21 protein-coding genes and 2 tRNA genes are annotated in these 22082 nt (G+C 65.8%); 15 read left to right on the forward strand and 8 right to left on the reverse strand.

Annotated features, from left to right (window positions below):
* The first annotated feature begins 1 nt into the window (after position 1).
* From AB0G28_RS09030 to AB0G28_RS09075, 10 genes are all read left to right on the forward strand, one after another.
* Complete coding sequence (locus AB0G28_RS09030; protein WP_361085057.1) at positions 2-7168, forward strand: hypothetical protein; 7167 nt, start codon at positions 2-4, stop codon at positions 7166-7168.
* A 10-nt stretch (positions 7169-7178) separates the two neighbouring features.
* Positions 7179-8123, forward strand: coding sequence for a hypothetical protein (locus AB0G28_RS09035; RefSeq protein ID WP_361085060.1), 945 nt, complete (start codon positions 7179-7181; stop codon positions 8121-8123).
* Positions 8124-8149: 26 nt separating this feature from the next.
* Complete coding sequence (locus AB0G28_RS09040; RefSeq protein WP_361085063.1) at positions 8150-8443, forward strand: hypothetical protein; 294 nt, start codon at positions 8150-8152, stop codon at positions 8441-8443.
* 4 nt (positions 8444-8447) lie between these two features.
* A complete protein-coding gene (locus AB0G28_RS09045; protein ID WP_361085066.1) occupies positions 8448-9623 on the forward strand; it encodes a hypothetical protein in 1176 nt (391 codons plus the stop codon).
* Complete coding sequence (locus AB0G28_RS09050) at positions 9624-10772, forward strand: hypothetical protein (RefSeq protein ID WP_361085069.1); 1149 nt, start codon at positions 9624-9626, stop codon at positions 10770-10772.
* Complete coding sequence (locus tag AB0G28_RS09055) at positions 10769-11326, forward strand: hypothetical protein (RefSeq protein ID WP_361085072.1); 558 nt, start codon at positions 10769-10771, stop codon at positions 11324-11326. The genes AB0G28_RS09050 and AB0G28_RS09055 overlap by 4 nt, the downstream gene beginning before the upstream one ends.
* Positions 11323-11706, forward strand: a complete 384-nt coding sequence (locus AB0G28_RS09060; protein WP_361085074.1) for a hypothetical protein — start codon at positions 11323-11325, stop codon at positions 11704-11706. The genes AB0G28_RS09055 and AB0G28_RS09060 overlap by 4 nt, the downstream gene beginning before the upstream one ends.
* A gap of 290 nt (positions 11707-11996) precedes the next feature.
* The gene (locus tag AB0G28_RS09065) at positions 11997-12422 is read left to right on the forward strand and encodes a hypothetical protein (RefSeq protein WP_361085077.1); all 426 of its coding nucleotides are present in this window, start codon (positions 11997-11999) and stop codon (positions 12420-12422) included.
* Positions 12423-12426: 4 nt separating this feature from the next.
* Positions 12427-13368, forward strand: a complete 942-nt coding sequence (locus AB0G28_RS09070; protein ID WP_361085080.1) for a GH25 family lysozyme — start codon at positions 12427-12429, stop codon at positions 13366-13368.
* Between the two features lie 8 nt (positions 13369-13376).
* Complete coding sequence (locus tag AB0G28_RS09075) at positions 13377-13712, forward strand: hypothetical protein (RefSeq protein ID WP_361085083.1); 336 nt, start codon at positions 13377-13379, stop codon at positions 13710-13712.
* 25 nt (positions 13713-13737) lie between these two features.
* Here the strand turns inward: AB0G28_RS09075 and AB0G28_RS09080 are convergent, their stop codons facing one another.
* The 7 genes from AB0G28_RS09080 to AB0G28_RS09110 all read right to left on the reverse strand — a co-directional run bounded on the left by AB0G28_RS09080 (position 13738) and on the right by AB0G28_RS09110 (position 18632).
* Positions 13738-14076: a helix-turn-helix domain-containing protein gene (locus AB0G28_RS09080; RefSeq protein WP_361085086.1), complete on the reverse strand. Its 339-nt coding sequence runs from the start codon at positions 14074-14076 to the stop codon at positions 13738-13740.
* Positions 14077-14897: 821 nt separating this feature from the next.
* On the reverse strand, positions 14898-15335 hold the full coding sequence (locus AB0G28_RS09085) for a hypothetical protein (protein ID WP_361085089.1): 438 nt from the start codon (positions 15333-15335) through the stop codon (positions 14898-14900).
* Positions 15336-15364: 29 nt separating this feature from the next.
* A tRNA-Gln gene (locus AB0G28_RS09090) sits at positions 15365-15436 on the reverse strand.
* Between the two features lie 156 nt (positions 15437-15592).
* Positions 15593-16543 (reverse strand): ABC transporter substrate-binding protein, encoded by a 951-nt coding sequence (locus AB0G28_RS09095; RefSeq protein WP_361085304.1) that lies wholly within the window; start codon positions 16541-16543, stop codon positions 15593-15595.
* Between the two features lie 48 nt (positions 16544-16591).
* Positions 16592-17065 (reverse strand): hypothetical protein, encoded by a 474-nt coding sequence (locus AB0G28_RS09100; RefSeq protein WP_361085091.1) that lies wholly within the window; start codon positions 17063-17065, stop codon positions 16592-16594.
* A gap of 225 nt (positions 17066-17290) precedes the next feature.
* Entirely contained in the window at positions 17291-17623 is a 333-nt protein-coding gene (locus tag AB0G28_RS09105; RefSeq protein WP_361085094.1) for a hypothetical protein, read from the reverse strand.
* A 634-nt stretch (positions 17624-18257) separates the two neighbouring features.
* Entirely contained in the window at positions 18258-18632 is a 375-nt protein-coding gene (locus AB0G28_RS09110; RefSeq protein ID WP_361085097.1) for a hypothetical protein, read from the reverse strand.
* 662 nt (positions 18633-19294) lie between these two features.
* Here AB0G28_RS09110 and AB0G28_RS09115 point away from each other — a divergent pair.
* The 5 genes from AB0G28_RS09115 (at position 19295) to AB0G28_RS09135 (ending at position 21654) form a co-directional block, all read left to right on the forward strand.
* Positions 19295-20203, forward strand: coding sequence for a helix-turn-helix transcriptional regulator (locus AB0G28_RS09115; protein WP_361085100.1), 909 nt, complete (start codon positions 19295-19297; stop codon positions 20201-20203).
* A complete protein-coding gene (locus AB0G28_RS09120) occupies positions 20145-20345 on the forward strand; it encodes a DUF397 domain-containing protein (RefSeq protein ID WP_361085103.1) in 201 nt (66 codons plus the stop codon). The genes AB0G28_RS09115 and AB0G28_RS09120 overlap by 59 nt, the downstream gene beginning before the upstream one ends.
* A 127-nt stretch (positions 20346-20472) precedes the next feature.
* Complete coding sequence (locus tag AB0G28_RS09125) at positions 20473-20769, forward strand: hypothetical protein (RefSeq protein WP_361085106.1); 297 nt, start codon at positions 20473-20475, stop codon at positions 20767-20769.
* Entirely contained in the window at positions 20766-21152 is a 387-nt protein-coding gene (locus AB0G28_RS09130; protein WP_361085109.1) for a hypothetical protein, read from the forward strand. Before AB0G28_RS09125 ends, AB0G28_RS09130 begins: the two co-directional genes overlap by 4 nt.
* Before the next feature lie 40 nt (positions 21153-21192).
* Complete coding sequence (locus tag AB0G28_RS09135) at positions 21193-21654, forward strand: hypothetical protein (RefSeq protein WP_361085111.1); 462 nt, start codon at positions 21193-21195, stop codon at positions 21652-21654.
* Between the two features lie 44 nt (positions 21655-21698).
* On the opposite strand, the gene AB0G28_RS09140 is transcribed toward AB0G28_RS09135, so the two are convergent.
* Positions 21699-21772 (reverse strand) — tRNA-Met (locus AB0G28_RS09140).
* Positions 21773-22082 lie beyond the last annotated feature (310 nt).

The following is a 22082-nucleotide window of genomic DNA, read 5'->3' on the forward strand; positions in this document are numbered from 1 at the left end:
CGTGGCCGTCCGCGGAGGATATGACGTCGGAACCGCCTTCCTGCAAGTGTTGCCGAGTTTCGACAACACCCAGAAGGCGATCAACACCTGGGTTGCCAAGCTCCGTCCCATTGAGATCCCGGCCCGGCTGGACCCCAACCAGCTCAGTGCCGCGGTCGAAGACGCCGCGCGGCGCGCCGCCAAGGGCACCACGATCGACCTGGGCAAGCCCCGGGTCGACACCTCCGTCGTCGCCAGCGAACTGTCCCGAGCAACCCGTGATCTCAAAGTCACCGCGAAAGTCGACCTCGACTCCCGGCAGCTCGATGCCAAGATCCGCGAGGCCAGCGCCAAGAACGTCGCGATCCTCGCGAAGCTCGACCTCGACGAGTCGAACGTCCGTGCACGGCTCGCGGCCCTGGACGCCGAGACCCCCAAGATCGGTGTCGACCTCGACCTCAACCGGGCGAAGCTCGACGCCGACCTGGCGGCCATCCAGGCGCGGCGCGAAAAGGTCGAGGTCGACGTCGAGGCGAACACCGCCAAGGCAACGGCCGACCTGGCGGAGGTCAACCAGGAAGCCGACCGGCTGGACGGCAAGAAGGTCAACGTCCAAGTCGAGTCCAGTGAGGCATCCCGCGCGATCGGGATCATGGCCCTGCTCACCGCGGGCATCGCCGCCACGGGCTTCGCCGCGCCGGCCGCCGCCGCCGCGATTGCTGCGATCGGCCCGGCTGCCAGCGCCGCAGGGCAAGGGTTCACCGCGCTCTTCGCCGCGTTCAACGGGGTTTCCGACGCGGTCAAGGCCTACCAGGCGGTCGACGACGAAGCCATCGGGCGGGCCACCCGCAACGCCCGGCAGCGCATCACCCAGACCAACGCTATCGCCTCCGCCCAAAGCTCCCTGGCCTCGGCTCAGGCGTCCGCCGATCACACCGCGATCTCCGGTGCTGAGCAGGTTCAGGCCGCGCGGCAGAGTCTCGCGCGAGCCGAGGAACAGCTGTCGGTTACCCGCGAGACCGCCACCCGCCGAGTAGAAGACGGGGAGCGCTCGCTTGCCGCGGCGCAGGCCGACGCGCGCGACTCCCAGCTGGCGCTCAACCAGGCACGCGAAGAAGCGCTCCAGCGCATCGAAGATCTCAAGATCTCCCTGAAGGGAGCCGCCCTCGACGAAGAGTCCGCCTCGCTGGCGCTGGAGAAGGCGCAGGCCCGGCTCCAGGTACTCAAGGACGCCGGCGTCGGTCCATCCACCTTGGAGTATCGCGAGGCGGACCTTGCCGCCCGCCAGGCCGCTCAGTCGGTCGACGAAGTCCGTGCCCGCTACGCCGATCTTCAGAAGCAGTCCGACCACGCCGCGAAGACCGGCGTGGAGGGCGACAAGGCGGTCATTGCCGCCCACAAGGCCGCCGACGCCGCGACCGTGCGGGTCCAAGACGCCGAACGCCAGCTGACGCAACTGCGGGTCGACGGCGCCCGCGAGGTCGCCCGCAGCCAGGAGCAGGTAGCCGCATCGGCTCAGGCCGTCGGCCAGGCGCAGGAACATGCCGCTTGGGCCAACCAGGCGGCCACGAAGGCGGTTGCCGACGCGCAGCGCAACCTCGCCGAGGCCACCCAGAAAGCGGGCGAGGACGGCACGGCCGCCATGGACAAGCTCCACCTTGTCCTGTCCAAGCTGACGCCCGAAGGTCGAGAGTTCGCACTGTTCCTCCAGCGCGACGTGAAGCCCGCTCTGCACGACATCGGCGACGCGGTTCAGGCCACCCTGCTCCCGAAGATGCAGACCGCGCTGGCCCAGCTGATCACGCTCGGGCCCGATGTGAAGACCGCGCTCACCTCGACCGCGGACGTCATCGGCGATCTCGCCATCAAGGGCGCCGAAATGGTGACCAGCGGCCCGTGGCGCAAGGATTTCGCCACGATCGCGCGGAACAACAACAAGCTCATCGACACGATGGGCACCACGGCCTTCTCGCTCGCCGATGCCCTGCGCAGCATCACCGTCGCCGCCGGCCCCATGCTCACCAACTTCGCGCATATCGCGGCCCAAGGAGCGGCGGCGTTCGACGCATTCATTCAGGGGAAGCGCGACTCCGGCGAACTCACGCGGTTCTTCCACGACATGGGCGACCGCCTGAAGGAAATCTTCACCGCGCTCAAGGACGTCACGGTCGCCGTCTGGGATCTCGCCAACGCGCTCGGCCCGCTGGTTGGCTCCGGCCTGATCAAGGCAATCGACAGCATCGCCCGGCTGATGGACGGGTTCGTCAGTGCGCACCCGATCATGACAAACGTCATCACGATCGTGGGGCTCGTCGCGTCCGCGTTCATCTACCTCGGACGGTCCGTGATCGGCACTGTCGGGGCGTTCCGAAAGGGTGCCCAGGGCTTCGGGCTTCTCACCCGGCCGCTGCGCAACGCCCGCGAGCGACTGCAGGAAGTCGCCGACGGAACCGGACGGTTCGCCGATGCCGCAGACGCCATCGCTCACCCGGTCGCGCGGATGCGCCAGGCCGCTGAGGACATCGCCAAGGACTACACCGAGGGTGCCCGGCGGACGCGCGAATGGATCGACGCGCATTCCCGGATGGGCCTCGTGGGGAAAGCTCTCGACGCGGCCAACGACGCCGCCACGCGATTGAACACCGGCACCCGCAGCGCCCTCGGCAGCCTCGACACCGCCGCAAGCCGGGCCGGCCAAGCCTTCCGAACGCAGCTTCTGCCCGCCATCGGCTCGACCGTCGAAACCATCACCGGCAAGCTCGCCCACGCGTCGATCGTGCTGGGCGACTCGTTCGAGACGGCCACCGCGACCGCCGCACGTCTGGGCCGGTCGATCGGCATCAATATCGCCAACGGTGCAGAAGCGGGCCGACGTGCGCTGGGGGACCTCGTCGGGAGTTTCGGCTCGCTGCGCGGTGGCGGAGACCCGCTCGATGGGCTGGCTGTCGGCATCAACCGCACCCTGGCGGGCTTCGACTCGCTGACGCGCACGGCAGGGCGAGTGCGCGACGCCGTTGAGGTCGGTGTCGTCCGGGCCAGCATCGACGGCAATCAGGCACTCGACGCGATGGGGCGCGGCGCGACCCGGGTTCGCGACGCCCTGGAAACCGGATTCATCCGCGCCTGCATCGACGGCAATCGAGCCCTCGACGGCCTCGGGAACGCCATCCAGACCGGCTTCATGCGCGCCGTGATCGAGAGCAACCGAGCCCTCGACGCCGTTGGCAACACCCTCTCCAACTCGGTGCTCAAGCCGCTGATCAACGCCCGGGACGCCTACCAGGAAACCACTTCGCGGCTGCGTGACTTCGACAGCGTCCAGCAGACCGTCTCCGGCAGCCTCGACCGGACCGGCGGGTTCGTCACCCGGCTGCGCGGCGCGTTCTCCGACCTGGCCAACGTCACGGCGGGGGTGGGGAACGCTTTCCGGACTGGGTTCGCCGGCCCCGTGGAGGCCATGCGCACCGGGCTGACGAACGTCGCCTCGGCAGCCGGCGGCGTCGCCAACGTGATCGGCACCCGTGTGCGCAGCGCCCTCATCGGGCCGAACGGATTGCTCGGCGTCCTCGGTGGCCCATGGGGCATCGCCATCACCGGCGCCGTGGTTGGTCTCGGGCTCCTCGCGCAGGCCCACGAGGACGCGAGCCAGGATGCCGCCGCACAGGCGGACCGGGAGCGCGACCTTGCCGCGGCGCTGCGCGAATCCAACGGCGTCATCGACGCCAGCGTGCGTAAGAAGGCCGCCACTGCGCTCCAGAACTTCAAACTCCATGACGGCAACCGCGACTTGCTTGAGGATGCACGGAAACTCGGCATCTCGGTCCACGACCTCACCGACGCGTACCTCGGCAACGACGATGCGATGGGACGCATCCGGAAGCAGCTCCAAGACGTCGTGGACAGGCACAGCTCGGCCACGAGCGCCATCGGCGGACTCGTCGCCGGTCTCGACCACGTCCGGACCGCGGCGAACGGCGAATCCGTAGCCCTTGACGACACCGGCTTCTCCGCACAGCAGCTCCTGGACATCCTCAACGGCGCCGGGGGAACTTTCGCGGGTGCGGTGCAGGACAACAAGAACCTCGCCGCCGCCCTTGGTGAAACCGGCGCAAGCTCCGACAAGGTTGCCGACTCGATGACGGCTGCCAAGACAGCCGCAGACGGGTTCAAGGAGAAGCTCGCTGGTGTCGCCGACGCGTCCAAGGACGTCGGCGAGCAGGGCAAGGCCGTCATCGATTTCCTGGACCAGCTCAAGGGGCACGCGCCCGACGCCAGCGACGCAGCCGACAAGATCAACACGGATATTCGGACGCTGATTGAAGGCTTCAAGGACGCCAAGGGCAACGTCGTTGACTTCAGCCAGGGCTTCGTCGCCGCGAGCGGAGAGATCGACACTGCGAGCCAGTCCGGCTCTGACCTCCGCCGTGTCGTGCGTGACCTCTCCGCCGACATGGCGGCCACCGGAAAGGCCGCGTTCGACCAGGCGCGCGACATGGGCAAGAGTGTGCCGGAGGCGTACCAGGCCGCCGTTGACGCGATGGCCCCCTATCTAGACAAAGTCAAGGAAGCGCTCAAGCAGAACGGGCTCACCGAAAAGCAGATCAACCGGCTGCTCGATTTCTACAACCTCGTCCCGCCCGACATTGCCACGACGATTCTGCTGTCCGGGGACAAGACCGCCTCCAGCCAGGTTTCCGACGTGCTCTCCTCGCTGAAGCAGCTTCCGCCTGAAGTACCGGTGCACGTGGATGCCCTCACCGGCGTCGCCGAAGAAGCGCTGATCCAGCTCGGATACCACATCGTCCGGCTGCCCGACGGCACCTTCAAGGTCTTCTCCAACACCGACATTGGCCAAAAGCAGGCCGATGACTTCGTGGCGCACAACGACGGCACGCCGATTACGCTGGAACTCGCCGTCATCTACGCCAAGGCTCAGGCTGACCTGGACGCCTTCAAGGCTCGTAACAACTCCATCGAGCTGCATCCGTTCATCACGGGATCGGGGAAGATCGGCTACACCGGCGTCGATGGCGACACCCGCATCCTCGGCACCAATCTGCGGATGGTCAACGCCATCGGCCGGATCATCGAGTTCTACGCCGCCGGCGGGTTCAACCAGCTCAATCCGATGTCTGCCAGCGTCGCCGCAGTCGTTCCGCCGAACACGATGCGTGTCATCGGTGATCGCCCCGTCGGTGACGAGGCATTCATCCCCATCAACAAGTCCGCACGGTCTCTGGCAATCCTCATGGAGACGGCGAAGCGGATGGGCTACGCCCTCGCCCCGCTGGCCCGCGGGGCACTGCTAGCGTTTGCTGGCGGCGCGGTGGCCGCTCCGGGATCAGTGACCACCGCACCGTCCTCCAGCTCCACGCCGGACGCCTCGGCTTCCGCGGACTCCCTGACCAGTGCGGCGGACGCGGCCGGCGCGCTCACCGCCGCCCTGGGCGCCCTCCAGGCTGCAACCATCGCGTACACCACGACCGCCCTCGCCCCGCAGGTCGACGAAATCGACAAGGCCGTCATCCCGGCCGTGGATGCGCTCGCCGCCGCCCTGACCCCGCTCCAGACCCAGTACGGGGTCACCAACACCACCGTCACGACCACCACCGCTGCGATGGTCGCCGCGACCGCCACATCGGTCGCCCAGATCACCGGACAGCTGACGATCCTGCGCGCCGGGCTCGGCCAGACCGGGCAAGCGTTCCAGTCCACCGCGGACTGGGTGAACACCAGCTGGTCGGCCATGCGCGGGTACGCCCAGGCGCCGACCCGCGACATCCTCACCGGCCCGCTGAACAGCGGTCTGATCGCCGCGTGGAACTACCTTGACGCCTCCTTCGGCCTCAACCACCACCTCGCGCCCGTGGCCATCCCGTTCAGCGAGGGTGGCCCGGTGAAGGGCCCGGGGACGGGCACCTCCGACAGCATCCTGGCGCGACTGTCCAACGGCGAGTACGTCCTCGATGCCGACCTGACCAAGCGGATCCTGCCGTTCCTGGAAGCCCTGCGGGGACGCAAGGCCGAAGCACTCCAGGCCGCTGGCTACGCCCAGGGCGGACTCGTGGCCGACACCGGCAGCGCCCTCAACGCCCTCGTCGCCCGCGCCCAGGTGTTCGCCGCCGCCCAGCGGGGCAAGCCCTACATCTGGGGAGGTGTCGGCCCGCAAGGCTACGACTGCTCGGGCTTCATGTCGGCGCTGACGAACGTCTTGCGGGGGGACTTCCCGTACAAGCGGCTCGGCACGGCCGCCAGCGAGCCGTGGTCGGGCTTCGTGCCTGGTCTGTCCAGCGCGTTCTCGCTCGGCGCCAGCCCCGTACACACGGCCGGGACTCTCGGCGGCGTTAACGCCGAGAGCACCGGTGACAAAGTCCGGTTCGGGCCCGACGCCCACGGCGCGGATGACTGGCAGTTCACCACCCAGTCGAGCCTGCCCATCGCCGGCGGAACCTTCGTCTCCGGTGGCGGCACGTTCGACCCGGCCGCGCTGGTGGCGTCGGCGTTCACCGACACCCGGGCCATGGTGCGTGACGTCCTGGGTCGCTACCCGGGCAACATCATGGCCCAGCTCGGTGGCGGTGAAGTCAACTACGCCGCCGATCAGCTGTCCAAGGTTGCGGTGGACAAGGTGGCCGTGAATACCGTCGCGGGCGGTCCGGCGGTCGAGGCCGCGCAGAACTTCGCCCGCGGCGCGCTCGCGCGGTTCGGCTGGGGCCAGGACCAGATGGCCCCGCTGATCTCCCTGTGGAACGGGGAATCCGGCTGGGACTACAAGGCGCTCAACAAGAGTTCCGGCGCCTACGGCATCGCCCAGGCGCTCCCGGCCGAGAAGTACGGCAGCGTCGCCCCGGACTGGCGCACCAACCCCGCCACCCAGATCCTCTGGGGCCTCGGGTACATCAAGGACCGGTACGGGACTCCGGCGAACGCCTACAGCACCTGGCTTTCCCGCAGCCCCCACTGGTACGACGATGGCGGGTGGCTGCCCCCGGGGATGAGCGTCAGCGGCAACCACACCGGCCAGCCCGAAGCGGTCTTGACCCCGCAGCAGTGGCAGGACATCCGCACCCTCGCCGGCCTCGATCGCGGGGGGAACCGCAGCATCACCGTCAACGCAAGGACCGACGCCTCTCCCGAGCACATCGCCAGCGTCATCGATCGTCGCCTCGCCATCGGGACTCGGCTGTAAGGAGGGCCCAATGCAGGGCGCCCACGTGTGGACCCTCGAAGACATCACCTTCCACTACAGCCCCGACATCCGTGACGCCCAAGGCGTGCAATGGATTCTGACCAAAGAGGAAGGATTCTGGGGCACCCCGGCGACGAACGCGAACCTCACTCCCCGGCTGAACCGGCACGGCGCCTACCGCAGTCCCGGATGGAAAAAGGAACGCATCGTCACTCTCACGGGCCGGATGTACGCCGAGAACTACACCACGCTGCGGCAAGCCGAGACGAATCTGCTCGGCGTCCTGTCCGACCCGACAGCCCCGGGGAAGCTCACCTGCTACTCCGAGCTGGGGCCGATGAGCCTGGATGTCTTCCTCGACGACGCGATCCTATGCACCCCACTGGATGTCGTCTCCGAACCGGGGATCGAATTCTCGATCCAACTGGTCGCGCCCGACCCCCGCAAGTACGGCAACGACCTCCAAATCCAGACCGTCGGCCTTCCGCAGGACTCCGGAGACGGCCTGGACTACACGGCCGTCGTGGCGCCCGACACCGAACCCGGCCTGTATTTCGGCTCCGGCGCACCGGACGACGGGCTCCAGTTCGGCACGTTCAGCGGCTCCGGCTTCATCACCTTGAGCAACGCCGGCACCGCACCCGCCAGCCCCGTCTACGCCTTCTACGGCCCACTGAACGTGCCGGTGCTCACCACGAACACCGGCTTCTCCATGCAGTACAACGACTCTCTCGCCGCGGGCGCCTCCATCGTCGTTGATCCCTCAGCGCCGAGCGTGCTCTACAACGGCGAGTATTCCGTGCGGGCCGCCATGTACCCGACGCACTTCGACGAGTTCTTCATCCCACCCGCCAGGGGAGGAGTGCCCGGGGAACTCACCGTCTCCCTCGCCCACTCCGGCTCCAGCAACGCCGGTGGCTACGTCCAAGTCTCCTACCGCACCAGCTGGTTCTGAGACCCAATCCCCACAAGGAGACCTGAGTGGGCACGTACTCCGACCAGCCCGACCCGCCGACCTACTACCAGGTTGTCGACACCCGCGACTGTGTCCGCTACACCGACACCGCGCAGGCGCAATGGTTCATCGACCGGATCAACCACGCCTACGGTTCCGACACCGGCGCCCGCCTCGACGGCGACGTGGTCCGCTGGTTCGGCTACTACCAGCTCCACATCGGGGATTGGCTTCTCAACGGCACCACCCCGATGACGGATGCCGTCCTGCGCGCCAGCCAGCTCCGCCCGATCATCAGCACATTCCCCGAGGAGGGATAGGTCCGTGGTATCCCTCGGCTCCGTCGTCCAGTCCGCCTACGACCCGTGGGCCGTGCAAAGCCGCGTCGGCCTCGCCGATGCCCGCCTGGCGCTTGACTCGGTCCTGATGCCGCGACCGAACCTCAGCTACATCGACTACCGCAGCGGCATCATGGCCTCCGGCGACTCCGGAAGCGTCGGCCATATGGCCATGAAGGTCAAGCCCGCCAGTGGGAGCTTTGGCGTCACCGTCGAAATGGGCAACGCGGTCATCAACTCACCCGGGCAGGGTGCGTACATGTGTGCCCTGGATAGTCAGGCCACCCTGAGTCTCACTCCGGCCAGCTCCACCACCAACCGCATCGATTTGATCGTCGCGAGGGTCTACGACGACTTCAACACCGCGATCGCGTCCGCGGCCGGCGAGCGAAAGTTCACCGTCGAAATCTGGCAGGGCGACCCGTCGAGCGGCACCCCGGTCCAGCCGACCCCGGACCCGACCAACGGGTGGCATCCCCTTGCCGCGGTACTGGTCAACAAGAACACCAGCACCATCACCACCGCCATGATCACCGACCTGCGCGGTCCAGGCCTGGTTGCCCGCGGTGGACTGCGCGCGCTGTACGGCGACGACGCCAAGACCACCAGCACAGCCTTCGCCGAAGCCGGCTCGTATGTCGGGGAACAGCGTTGGGTTCATGCCCCAGGCTTCCAGCATCAGGTCTATTACGGCTCGGGTACCGGCTGGCGCGGGGCGATCAACTGCCTGCGGTACTACGCCGCCGCCCCCTCCAGTGGCTACATCTTCACCTCCGGCTACGGCGCCCAGCGCGAAATCTGCCGCGTCACGATCCCGTACCCGGGGGTGCCGTACTTCGTCTACCCGACCGCACGGGCCAAGCTCACACTGTCGGCCCGCAGCGCGGCCGATCTCCGCATCAACATCGGCAGTCCGAACGGTACGGATGTCAACTGGACTCGGTTCGACAGCTACGGCGCCACCGGCGACACCGACCACGTTCCCTGCGTTCCGCCAATGCATTACGGGCCGTTCACTGCCGGGACAGATGTCGTCCTCTCCTGCGGCATGCGCGCCAACGACAGCCAGTATTCCGGCTTCGGGTTCAGCGGCAACGACGTCGGCCACAACGTCATCTCCTGCCTGGTGTTTCCGTCGATCGCTCAGCCGCCGGCGGTGTAGGTGGGCACCTGGCGGACGATGATCGCCGAGACCGTCACCGGGCTGATCGTCGCCGACGTGCAACCCAGGGATCTCCCGAGCTGGAGCAGGAAGATCACCGACAAGGGATCTTGGACCATCAACGTCCTGCCCGACGACCGAGCCAACGTCTCCGTGGACCTGCACTCGCTGACCGCGGCCGGGAAGTACTCGTGGCTGGTGCTCTACGACGACCAGATCGTCCAAGGCGGACCGGTTTTCACCTACCAGTACGACGAGAACACCCGCAACCTGAGCGTGTCCGGCACTGGCATCCAAGGCCTACTCGACCGGCGGGTGCTGCGGAAGTACACCGGCCCGGCCACCAACATCGTGCACGTCGACAACGACCTCAGCGTCCAAGGGCAGACCCTCGGAGACATTGCACTCAAGGTTGTTGCCAACGCGGTTGCGGGCTCCGGGTACTTCCTGCCGATCGACATTCCCACCCCGGCGACATCCAGTGCCCACGTCCGCAACTACCTCGGCTACGACCTGGCCACCGTGTGGGACCGGCTCACCGACCTGGCCAAGAGCGACAACGGCCCGGAGATGGACTTCTCGCCCCATCTCGACTCCGCCGGGACTCATGTGGAATGGGACATGCTCGTGGCCCGCAACTCCACGGGGAAGCTGGGCTACCAGTCCTCGACGTCCGTCTGGGACTACGGCGGCGCACTCGGCGCCATCGATGTGGACGTCAACGGCTCCGCCTCGCCCTGCACGACCGTGTGGGTACGTGGCAGCGGGTCAGAGCGCGCCCTGATGGTCGGCTACGCCACCGACCTCACCCTGATCAGCTCGGGCTTCCCTGCCACGGACTTCGTTGACGGCGACCACACCACCGCCACCGAGCTGGGCACGCTGAGGGGGTACGCCTCGGCGGACCTGAAGAAATTCTCCGCCCCGACCGAGACGTGGAAGTGCTCCATTCGCGTTGACAGCACCGACGAGGCGTGGTCTCCGAGCCCCGTGATCGGCATGGTCGGCCTCGGGGATGCGGTACTGCTGGGGGTCAGCGGGCACCCGTGGATTCGCGACGGGATGTACCGACGCCGGGTCATCGGATTCAGCGACAACACCGAAGCCACGATCAACCTGGACCTCGAAACGACGCTGGAGGTTCTGTGACCCTCCCCGGCGTCGGCAGCCTCGCAGACCAGATCAACGAGCTGCGTAAACAGCTCGCCGAGATGAAGCGGACCCCAGGACCCGGGCCCGCGTACGCCCAAGCTCGAATGACCCAGGACGTGCCACTGTCCACAGGGGACAATTTCGTCACCCACTGGGCGCTGAACGCCGACAGCGTACAAGCCCGGCCCGGCGTCCTCGACGACCTGGGATGGGTGGACGAGTTCAGTGTCCCCCCGCGCTTCGTCATCCAGGCGGATGGCTACTACTCCATCCACTACCACGCCACCGTCAAGAACGCCGGCGCGAGCGACTCTCTCGCGATCCACGTCCACCAAGACCCCGCGTCTGTGAGCCCCTCGATCGCTGCTGCAACTGCGAAGAACAGCGGCGCGCCCGAGGGCACCACACTTGACGCGGTCAACCCGCGGATACCGCTGTACCAGGGCGACTATCTGTACTGGAGCGTCTACACCAGCGGGACCGGCACGCTGGTCCAGCAATCACTCGGCGTCTACTCGCTGATCACCCTCCAGTACATCTCGGCGATATGATCGCCCTCGCCGATGCCGCCAGCATCAACGACGTCACGACATGGGTCAACTACGGCGTGCTTGGCCTTGTCGTCGTCGGCCTCCTTGTCGGTGCATTTTGGACGAAGCCGTCGGTGGACAAGCTCATCCAGGAACGGGACCGAATCCTGAAAGAGAAAGAAGTCGCGGACGCTCAAAGAGATGCGATGGCGTCCGTCCTCCAGGAAAAGCTACTCCCCGTGGTCGGAGACTTTATCGCCACCACGCGCGCGCTTCTTCCTGTGCTTCAACAGCTCCAGCAACTACAGGCCATGATCCCGATCCTTCAGGAGATTATCCGAGCGAATGAAGGAACCAACACCACCCCCGAAAAGCGACGACGCGAAAAGCGTCGGCCGTGAATATCGTCCCGAGGAAGTTGAGGCTCTGACCGCGAGAGCCGCAAAGCTGCTCGACGAACTTCATGAAGTCATGGGCGAGATGACCCAGCGACTGCGCATGTTCCTGGGAGACCAGCCATGAAATGGATTCGGCGGAACACCCAGCGGCATGCCTCGCCGTCCAGGACCGCGTCTCAGGATGCCGAAGTCGCACGCCTCACGGCGCGAGCGGATCTCATCCTCGAAGAGCTGGACGTCGTCGTTCAGGAAATGAGTTCGATGCTCCAGTCAGCCTACAGGACAGAAAAGAAATGACGGACCCCATTCACCGGCAGGCAACCCTCGCCGCCGCACTGCGCCTCAACGAGTCCATGGAGCACCTCGGCGACGAAATGCGGGCGCTGCGCACCTACGGCAAGCGGAACCGACACTACATCTGGGCCCTCGCCGTCTCACTCCTCCTTGACTTCATCCTCACCGTCGTCGTGATCATCGTCGCCGGCCAGGCGAACAACGCCAACTCACTCGCCAACGCGAACCGCAACTACCAGATCGACAGCTGCAACAGCGGCAACGCGACCCGACAGACCAGCCGCGACCTCTGGAACTACGTCCTGAGTCTCGCGGAGAAACAGCCCCAAAACGAAACCCCGGATCGGAAGAAGCAGATCGCGGATTTTCGGGCCTACATGGAAAAGGCGTACGCCCCCAGGGATTGCAGCCAGATCGGAAAGTGAAAACATGGCGCTCGTCGTCGACCTCTACAAGCGGTACAACCCCGTCACCAGCTGGTCCACCCTGCGTGCGGTCGTGGATGCCGCCTACATCAAATACAGCGACGGCGAAGGCGCGGCGGCAGTGCCTGCCGACGACTACGTGGCCGGATGCAAGTCCGCGGGCATCCCCTACGGCGGCTACCACTTCGCCCAGCCCGGCGACCCGGTCCGCCAAGCCGACGTCTTCATCGGCCTCTACAAGCGCTTCGGCGGGCAGCTGGCGCCCGCCCTCGATCTGGAGACCGCGGGTATGCCGGTCGCTGCCCGTCCCGCTTTCGCGCGGGCCTTCCTGGAACGCGTCCACCAGAGCTACCCGAAGGTCGCCCTCTACGCCTCCGGCTCGTGGCTGGCCAGCCTCACCCCGGACACCTGGCCCTACGACTGGGATGTCACCTGGTGTGCCGAGTACGGCGTCAACGACGGCATCCGCCGCTCAATCCGCACGTACCGGGGCCGTGTCGACCTGCACCAGTTCACCTCAGCCGGAACCCTGCCCGGCACCACCGGCCGCGTCGACCTGTCCTACACCGCCGACCTGCCCGCCCTGCTCCTCAGCACCGCGAGCACCGCCGGCAGCTCGCTGAGCCTCACCGATGACGAGGAGACCATCATGAAGCTCGATCCTGGCGACCACCGAAGCCTGTCGTTCGACATTCCCGCAGGTGCCCGCACGATTCGTGTCAACTGTCCGATGGATTACCTCGTCGTGCACGGCATCTGGCAGGCCGGCGACGGACTACCGGACGGCACGAACTTCGACTACAAGTGGTCCTACGAGAAGGACTTCCGCGTCGACCGGCTCCGCCCCTGGAAGATCGACGTCGTCAACGGCGCGACGCAGGGCAGCATCATCTACTCCTACGGCGCCGGGCACCCCGAACGCTCCGGCAGCCTCTCCTTCCGGTGATCGCCGCCATGACCTACGCCAAAGCCGCCGCCGCCGTCCTCGCGGCCGGAGCCTCCGCGGTCCTCGCTGCGCTCACCGGAGACCAGGTGATCTCTCCGCTGGAGTGGATCAACGTCCTGATCGCGATCGCCTCCGCGCTCACCGTGTTCGCCGCCCCGAACGTACCCGGGGCGGCGGTGACCAAGTTCGTGGTCGCCGCCATCATGGCGGGCCTCACCGCCGCGGCCAACCTCGTCACCGACGCCGGGCCGACGAGCTGGTGGCAGCTCGTCACCGCGGCCGTTGGTGCCGCCCTCGTGTACGCGGTCCGGAACACGGCAGAAAGCCCGCCAGTAGCCGTCTGAGCGGCACTGGCGGGCTCCACGTTGGTCAGGCGCGTCGGGGTTTGCCGTCGAACCCACGCATCGTCACGTCGGGGTGCTCCACCAGACGTTTGCGCGCGGTTTCGTTGCCGACGTGGAACTTCCTGGCGCACTGCGCAATGCTGTATCCACTGTTGTACAACTCTGCCATCTCGTCCACCTGGGTTGGGGATAGCGCAAACGGGCGCCCTTTTCTCGGTGTATAGTTGCTGAGCGGAAGAACCCATTTGTGAATGGTGGCTTTACAGCAACCGTACTTGTTTGCCAATTGGCCATCCGTAAGGCGGTTCTCGTCGCGGTCGCGAGCAATGGCAAGTATTTCGTCGTCGTTGAATCGCTTTTTCATTTCGACGACCCAGGTTGAGGCTTGACTGCCCTAGTTGATGGCCGCAGTGTCACGTTGTTGGCGAGGAGCACGTTACGGACTCGCTTGTAGTAAAGGTCTGGATGGCTTTCGGCGATTGCCTGGATACTCTTCCCCTCGTCGCGATAAAGCGCCACGATCTTTTCCTCTGGGATGGGGAGATCTCGCGGTTTTCGCTTTCTGATGCGGACACCAGTCTTCAGCATTTTCCTACGCGTCCACGAGTAGGAAAGTCCGGCATTCTGGGCGATACCGGCAACGGGAACCCCATGGAGGTGGGCCTCCTTCATCGCCTCCGGGTCCCGTGGGGTCCCGCGTTCGCCGCTCGGTTGTGTCAACGTTCCCCCTTTGCTTCTTAGCATCCCCTATCCGCCTCCAAGCGGACCGGCTCGCCCCCCTCGGCCGGTCCACCCTGAGCCCCCGTCGCTCCCCGGCTACACGACCCCGGGTTGAGCGACGGGGGCTCTTCTTGTGTTCTCGGCAGGAACGGCACGGCGATCCTGCCCTTTTCCACCCTGCTCGCCATCGACGCCCTGAAGTTTTGCTCCTCCGCTGCCAGCTCGTCCCGCGCCACCCTCCGGTAATGCTCGACCGTCGCAGCGCTCGGCCGCTGGTTGGAACCAACCGGCCTCAGCGTCACACCGGAGGCGATGAGTCGCCGGCGAACCCATGAAGTACCGAGGTTTCCCCACAGATCACTGATCTGGTAGGTCGAAAGACCGGAGGCGTAGGCCGATCGCTGCCCAGGCGTCGCGTGCGTGCGGAACCGGAGGTGGCCCGCGTCGGGTGCGTCGGCCGGTTGGTCAGACGCCAAGGATGCCTGCACGAGCTTCTGCCGGGTCATCGGTGTCCCAAACGGTCGGGTGGAGTGCGTAGTTGGCGGCATCGATGGCGGCCATCGTCACTTCGACGTCACTCTGGAGCGCCTCGGGGTACGGAATCCGGTCGACGAACACGCCCAGCGACCCAGCCAAGGCGCGCATGAAGACCGTGTGTTGGATCAGGACCAGCCACGCGGCCTCGATACGCTTCGTCGGAACCAGCTTGTGCTGGAGATCGCCGTACCGGCCCCCGTGCCAGATGTCCGCGGCCGTCGCCACGAAGGCGATCGCCTGATCCATCAAACGCGTGGCCTCGCCTTTATCCTCGCCCGTTCTTCGCACCAGGTCACGAACGAGCGCGGCGAAGTCCTCGTGCGGGATGAGGTCGAACGCAGCTTTACGGTCCACGGGTTTGCTCATTTCAACTCCTGACGCGCTAACTTTTCTCGCCACCCCACTAGGGCTCGAACCTAGCCTGACCGGACCAAAACCTGTCGTGCTGCCAACTACACTATGGGGTGTCGCTCCGGCATGGTACAGGCCGGAGGTTTCGCTACACAGTTATGCTTCCTCTTCGGGAGATGATTGCTGTTAGGCAATCCGCAGGGGCATTGTCTTGGGGCGGCATGTGCCCGACCTTCTGCTGTATAGCTACAAATCTAGACGGTACTGAAAGTTCACGCTGGAGGCTGCGGAGCGATCATCGACGCCGCGTTAACGGGCGTCGTGAGCGCGCCCAGTTGCAACATCAAGTCAGGCACGCGCTGGATGGGTCGAGGGTCCAGCTCGCTGCCGAACGCGGGCAGGGTGAGCAGCTTGGCCGTGTCTTCGTCGATCTTGGCGTATTTGACCAGCAGCGGCTCGATCTTGGCGCGGTTGTTGATCGCGTCACTGGTGGCCTTCTTCATCGCGCGCTGGAAGGCGGTGAGCGTCTTCGGGTTCGCCTGCACCCACTTCCGGGTCGCGCCATAGCCCGACATCGGAAAATCCTTGGTGGCACCGGTGTTGACGTCGATAACTGGGATCGCGCCCGCGGTCTTGGCGAACTGCGTGATGAAAGGCTCAGGCAACAAAGCTGCGTCGACCTGATTCTGGGTCAGCGCGGCAGCGACATTCGGGAACGCGACTGGGACCCAGTTCACGTGGGTGGAGTCGACGTTGTGATCTTGCATCAGGCTCTTCGCTAGCAGGTCGGTTGCCGTGTTCTTGGCTGTCATCGCGATCCGCTTACCCGCCAGGTCGAAGATCGTCTTCACCGGCGAATTCGGCGTTGCGACGATCGCGAAAGATTTGTCACTGACCGAGGTTGCGGCGCAGACGAGCTGGATGTCGGCTGTACCCGTCGCCTTCGCGACGAAGAACGGCATGTAACTCGAAATTGCGATGTCGGTGTTGCCGGAGATCACGTTGGTCAGCGCCGCCTGGCCGCTCGCGACCACGACGGGCTCCACCTCCAGACCCTCGGCCTTGAAATAGCCGCCATCCTGGGCAAGCCACAGTGGAGCGCTGTCGATGGTGGTCAAGATCGAGACTTTGATCGAGGTTCTCTCCAAGCCGTTCCCGGATGCGGGGTTGTCCGTGTTGTCGCCCGAGGCGCTGCACGCGGACACGAGAACCGGAACAATCAGCGCGAGTGCCGCCACCCTCGCATGACGTATCAAAGGACCGCTCCTTCTCTAGTGGGGACCTACCGTTCCCGGCGCGGACTGCGCCGGAGTCATCAGGCGACTCGTCACGAAGCCGATGGAGCGGGCCCCGCCCTGGTCGTACCACGCTTCGCGATGCAAAACCCACCCCTGGCCGGCAACGGCTTCCGCACTGCGGATCACGCTGTCCGGCCGTGCCGGGTCGACCATCGCGTACCGATCCACGTGTGCACCGGCGATGCCCGCAACGTGCCCATACTGCGGCTGATGCGCCAGCCAAACCCTCCAGGCGTTGTCAACGGGGATGCTGGGCCAGAACTTCGGCTTGCCCGGCCCGTCCAGTGCGGCCACCGTCATCACGAAGGCGATCGCCTGGTCCAAGGCGATACTCGCGTCGTACACGGAGACGCCGTAGTCGTGGCTGATCTTCGTGGTGATCAGGGCGAAGTCCGTCGGGTTCATCAAGGCCCGGCCAGTTCGCTCTTCGCGCGCGGCAGCGATCATGGGTACTTCCTTCAGGTCAGAGCTGCGTCACGATGGACACAAGGATCATGAGTGCCAAGCCAACGGCTGCGACCGCTACACAGGGACCGGCTCGTCGGCCTCGGGCATCCAGCAAGCGACGATGCAGCTGGGTTGTCGAGGTGAAACTGTGCAGGGGATGATCCGGCTCCGCCGGGATACTGCGATTGCCGGGCCCCTGCTCCAAGTGGTGCCGTCCGGCGCGAGTCACGACGGCGTCTGTTCCGCTGGCGGCCCCTCGTTCGAGCGCGCCGCTCGCTCGGCTTCGCGCCATGAAATCAGGGCGCGGATCGTCTCCACAGAGGGCGCCTTTTTCTGCTCGTTGAGTACAAGCGTCATTCGTGGCTTTTCAAGCCGGATAAAGCACGGTGTCACCCCCGCCCGGAGGCAGGTTTCCCTGACTTCAAGCGTCCATTCGTCGAGGTTGGCGCCAGGGCCACCGACGTCTTCCCACGCCAACAAAGCCACATCGCCCTGAAGCAGGCCGGCGACCAGTTCTGTGAGGTTGGATGTGTGCACCGCGTCGGGCTCATCTGCCATTGCTTCTCGATTCGCGAAGTTGGAGCCCGGCCCGCCGCACACAGGAGGAGCCGCGAACGGGCGGGCCGGGGTTGGACGCGTGCGCACCGCCCAGTTGGCGCACGCGAACTTTTCAAGAACCCTCGTCCCCGCCGCCAGCCCGGGAAGGGGATCCAGGGGCGGCAGACGGGGACGAGGGGGCGTGCACACCGGTTCCTGGGGTAACCGGTGACACAGGTTCAACGTCTTCGAGACGGATGACGAGAACGCCGGGGAACGCACGGGCCGCGGTGGGATGGAAGCCGTGGTTCATGAGGCTGAGCAGGGTTGTGGCCAACGCCGCCGAAGCCCGCTGGCGGTGCATCGACTCGTACAGCCGTTCCCGCGCCTCGTCGGAGACGGCGGTAGACGGCGGCTCGCCTTGCGGCGAGGAGCCATCCGGAACATCCCGTACAAGTCGGAGCCCACGGCCGGGCTGACGTGCTCGCATACGGATCTCCCCAGACAAGGCCACCGCAGGCAACGCGGTAGAGACGGCCGATTCGGTAGTAGCCACGGGGCATCCAGTGCCAGAACCGCGGCGGCTCGCCCCCAGGTGTGCGCGGCGAGTACAACCATGCGCCCCGAGCGATCGGACGGAAGCGCTTCGTAGGCGTCACGGACCCACCGGCCAACTCAAGACAACGCGGAGCACGTCCTCCGGCTCACCGCGCGCCCGAAGGATCGGGACCGGCATCTGCCGAAACGACTCCCGCCACCACGGCTTCACGCCAGCCACGTGACGTGCAGCGAAGGACATGGTGGGTATGTGGCGGAGGAGGAACACGTTGTCCAGGAACCCAGGTACCTCTCGGTGGCTCCACGCCACCGGGGCGTTCTCCCGAGGCTGCACCATCTCCCACTCTCCGAACTCAGCCTTCACGGCTTCGTCCAGCAGGCTGGAGACACCGGCCAGCCAGCCGGGATAGGCAGTCACGCCGCACTCCTGGAGCGCCGGATGCTGCTGCGACTGCGGGGGGTGCAGCAGCATCCGGCACAGTGGGCCCCGCCCTCGCGCGTGCTCGGGCGGCTTTCCTCGGCGAGGGCGGGGCTTGGCCCGGCGTCCGGAGAAGGTGAGGGACCGTTCGCGGACGCCGGGGACTGGGGGCGGCAGAATCGCCGCGACGGACGCGGGTCAACGTCCGTGAGTACGAAGAAGAAGTTCAAGGTCATGCCGCGCTCCCGTGGTGGAGCCTGCGGACCAGCGCACCCAGCCCGCCCCGGCGGGCCGACCGCTGAACCGGGATCGAGACCGGCCTCGGGTTCAGGACGCGCACGCATAGCGGACAGGGGGGACCAGGGGCGCAACTCATCGAGGCGGCTTCAACCATCCAGCCGCATACCGCCAGGTAGACACCCAGGCCGCGCCCCTCCGCGAAACTCTCGGCCGTCACCGCGTGGTCGTGCTTGTCAAGGGCGCAGGTCATCGGCATGACGTCACCCGGCGTCGGTGCCGGTATTGGTGTTCGGTTCATAACGTGCTCCCGCCCTTGCGATCTTGGCACTGTGGGGCCACCCTTGCCGAGATGTGCCAACTGTGCCGTGCAAGACTGGCCACTGGCACATCTGGCACGCAATACGCCAAACGAGTGGTCTCAAGATCACTCACTGTGATTGATCAAGTGACGGGAGCCGCGCACTATGCTCGACGGCATGGAAGGCACCGTTCAGAGTCGCGCTGTCGGCGACGAGCTGAAGCTGGCCCGCGAGGCGGCACACATGAGCCGTGAGCAGGTGAAGGACGCTCTGGGTCTTGGGGCCGTCTCAACAGTGTCACGTTGGGAAAACGGCGTCCGTGGCATCACAGAGCAGAACATTGTTCGGTATCTCCAAGCGGTAGGTGCATCCGTCCAGAAGATCGACGAAGTTATGGACATGGCGCGAAACCGCGAGGCCTCGATGTGGGTTTCGTTTCGTCCGGTTGAACGTGCTCGGATGATGGCTACACTTCTGAGGATTGAGGATACGGCTCGCCGCATTGTCTACTTGGCAGACGCCGTTGTTCCGGGCTTGTTGCAGACTGATGCATATGTTCGTGCGATCATGGCGTTCGAGAACGTTCCTGAAGATGAGATACGCCAGCGAGTTGCCGAGCGACTTGGCCGCAGCCGAATCATTCACCGTCGCGACAACCCTGTGGCACTCGATGCCTTCATCGACGAGGCCGTACTTTGGCGGCCGATCGACCCGTCATTGCCGCAGCAACACCTGGATCAGCTTCGCTATCTCCTGGAGTGTGCCGACCTGCCGAATGTTCGCATTCGGATTCTGCCGTTCTCCAAAGGGCGTAGCCCGCTGCAACTCGGGGGATTCGTATGGATCGAACCCTCTGAGGGTGGGGTTGCAGTCCATCAAGAACTCCATCGCGTGGCCGTGTTTTACAACGACCCGATCGACCTTGCCGTCTTCGAGTCGGCTATCGAGAGGACAGGGACGATCGCCCTGAGCGTCGATGAGTCAAAGGGGCTCATCGCCGGGATAATCACAAAAATGGAGAGAGTGGATGAAAAATCAGCAGCCGCAGAACTGGCGGAAGTCGACTTACAGTCAGGCTCAGACTGACTGTGTCGAAGTCGCCGACGATGCGGCAACGGCGTTGATCCGGGATTCCAAGGCCCCGAACGACGGAGTCATCGGTATGCGACGGGAGGCGTTCAATGCCTTCAAGGCTCGCATCAGGGGTGAGATGACCGCCGACGCCTAGGCTGGCTGCAATCAGGTAATTGGGAAGGGGAAGACGAGCCCCCCGGCAGACACCGCCGGGGGGTTCGTCTTATATTCACCCCGTTGACCCGCTCGCCTCAGTGGGGTCTCAGCTATTATCGCAGGCCATGCAGCCAGATCCAGAACCACGATCAGCGCGCCTGTCAGTTGCCGAAAGCCTCGAACTGCTCGCCGCCGTCGAGGCCGGGGTGGTTCGCGAGGAACCTGACGGCGTCTCGATCATGACCTTCTGGGCCGACCCGCCCCACCTGAACGCCCTGGATGTCTACGCGAACTTCAACTTCATCCGGATAGCCGAGGATGGAAGGTACGTGCTGACCGACGCCGGACGCAGTCACCTGAACCGCAACTACGGGACCCGCGACAAGCAGGCGTACAACCCGCGGCCGGAGGGTGACGAATGACCGCCGGCCTCGCGGACGACACCCCGTCCTTCCTTGACCGCAACGGCCGCCCCGTCGGCCCCCTGGAGTGGGACCGGCTACGGAGCGATCCCACGTATGCCCGGCTCGCGCAGACCGTCATTGCCGATGGCGAACGGCAGATAGCGGTGCTGACCAGTTGGTTCGGTATCAATCTGCACCCGGGCCCACTGTTCGACACGATCCAAATCGAGAACCGGCGGCGTGTCCAGGTCGCCACCTACGATTCCGAAGAGGATGCCCTGCGTGGCCACCAGGACGCGGTGGCGGCGTCCCTGGCGGATCTCGGCGAGCCGGTGGTGGAGATCGGCGTGGATGACCGATGGGACGAGTTCGTCAGGTCGACGTTCCGCTCAATGTCGTGAAGCCTTGCGCATCTAGCGAACAAATGTTCGACTGTTCGCTATGGGTGCTACGTGGACTTCGCCGGGCTGGTGCCCGCCGACCGTGGACGGTCAGCGGTACGCCTGGACGATCAGCTTCAAGCCGGCTGGCCGGTACTGGTCGCCGCAGAGCTGCCTCATCGGCGGGTCGCCGACAGGCGTGGACCTGGAGGCGCTACTGCACCGTTGGTTCTTGGAGAACGGCGGCCCGGCCGCCCGGTGGCGCGTGCAGGTGTCCCCGCTGGGTGATGAGTCGACGGTCCTGGCTGGAGCGGTCCTGACCTTCACCGAGCCCGTCGAGCGTCAGGTGAGGCGGCTGGGCCCCAAGCCGGGGCCGATCACGCCGACGTTCTGGGCGCTGAGCGACCTGAAGCCGCCGTTGCCGGAGCAGATTCGAGCCTGGGAGGCTCGCCCCGAGGGGCCTCCGGAGGCTTGGAAAGCTAGACCCGCAGCTCCGGATGTCCCGGGCGGGTCCGCGCAGTGAAGGTAACGGAGAAGGCCCCCGGTTAAGACGCCCGGGGGCCTTCGTGGCGGGGACAGGATTTGAACCTGCGACCTCTGGGTTATGAGCCCAGCAAGCTACCGAGCTGCTCCACCCCGCTCCGATGATCAACAGGCTACCGGAGCGCCCGGAGCTTCCGGCCACCCAGGAACACCACGACACCATCGAGGATCAACACGCCCGGGATCGCTGCCCAGAGGAACTGGCCGGCGGCAGCCTGGCCGATCCAGACTCCGGTGACCAATGCGCACCCGAGCATGCAGGACAGCAGGCCCCAGTAAGGAGACCCGCCTCCGAGCCTTCGCCTTCGAACCCATGGACGAAAGTGTGCCATCCGGCGTCCTCAGGTAAGGGTGCAGACGCGGCCTGGCCACGTAGCCTGTTCGTGGGAACACGTGGGAACAGCCCCC

The organism is Amycolatopsis sp. NPDC021455, from assembly GCF_040640995.1.
Classification (GTDB): Bacteria; Actinomycetota; Actinomycetes; order Mycobacteriales; family Pseudonocardiaceae; genus Amycolatopsis.

Coding starts and splice junctions, on each gene's coding strand:
- AB0G28_RS09035 (WP_361085060.1), top strand. CDS start 7,179: ATGCAGGGCGCCCACGTGTGGACCCTCGAAGACATCACCTTCCACTAC.
- AB0G28_RS09060 (WP_361085074.1), top strand. CDS start 11,323: ATGATCGCCCTCGCCGATGCCGCCAGCATCAACGACGTCACGACATGG.
- AB0G28_RS09065 (WP_361085077.1), top strand. CDS start 11,997: ATGACGGACCCCATTCACCGGCAGGCAACCCTCGCCGCCGCACTGCGC.
- AB0G28_RS09070 (WP_361085080.1), top strand. CDS start 12,427: ATGGCGCTCGTCGTCGACCTCTACAAGCGGTACAACCCCGTCACCAGC.
- AB0G28_RS09075 (WP_361085083.1), top strand. CDS start 13,377: ATGACCTACGCCAAAGCCGCCGCCGCCGTCCTCGCGGCCGGAGCCTCC.
- AB0G28_RS09080 (WP_361085086.1), bottom strand. CDS start 14,076: ATGAAAAAGCGATTCAACGACGACGAAATACTTGCCATTGCTCGCGAC.
- AB0G28_RS09085 (WP_361085089.1), bottom strand. CDS start 15,335: ATGAGCAAACCCGTGGACCGTAAAGCTGCGTTCGACCTCATCCCGCAC.
- AB0G28_RS09100 (WP_361085091.1), bottom strand. CDS start 17,065: ATGATCGCTGCCGCGCGCGAAGAGCGAACTGGCCGGGCCTTGATGAAC.
- AB0G28_RS09105 (WP_361085094.1), bottom strand. CDS start 17,623: ATGGCAGATGAGCCCGACGCGGTGCACACATCCAACCTCACAGAACTG.
- AB0G28_RS09110 (WP_361085097.1), bottom strand. CDS start 18,632: ATGCTGCTGCACCCCCCGCAGTCGCAGCAGCATCCGGCGCTCCAGGAG.
- AB0G28_RS09115 (WP_361085100.1), top strand. CDS start 19,295: ATGGAAGGCACCGTTCAGAGTCGCGCTGTCGGCGACGAGCTGAAGCTG.
- AB0G28_RS09120 (WP_361085103.1), top strand. CDS start 20,145: ATGAAAAATCAGCAGCCGCAGAACTGGCGGAAGTCGACTTACAGTCAG.
- AB0G28_RS09125 (WP_361085106.1), top strand. CDS start 20,473: ATGCAGCCAGATCCAGAACCACGATCAGCGCGCCTGTCAGTTGCCGAA.
- AB0G28_RS09130 (WP_361085109.1), top strand. CDS start 20,766: ATGACCGCCGGCCTCGCGGACGACACCCCGTCCTTCCTTGACCGCAAC.
- AB0G28_RS09135 (WP_361085111.1), top strand. CDS start 21,193: ATGGGTGCTACGTGGACTTCGCCGGGCTGGTGCCCGCCGACCGTGGAC.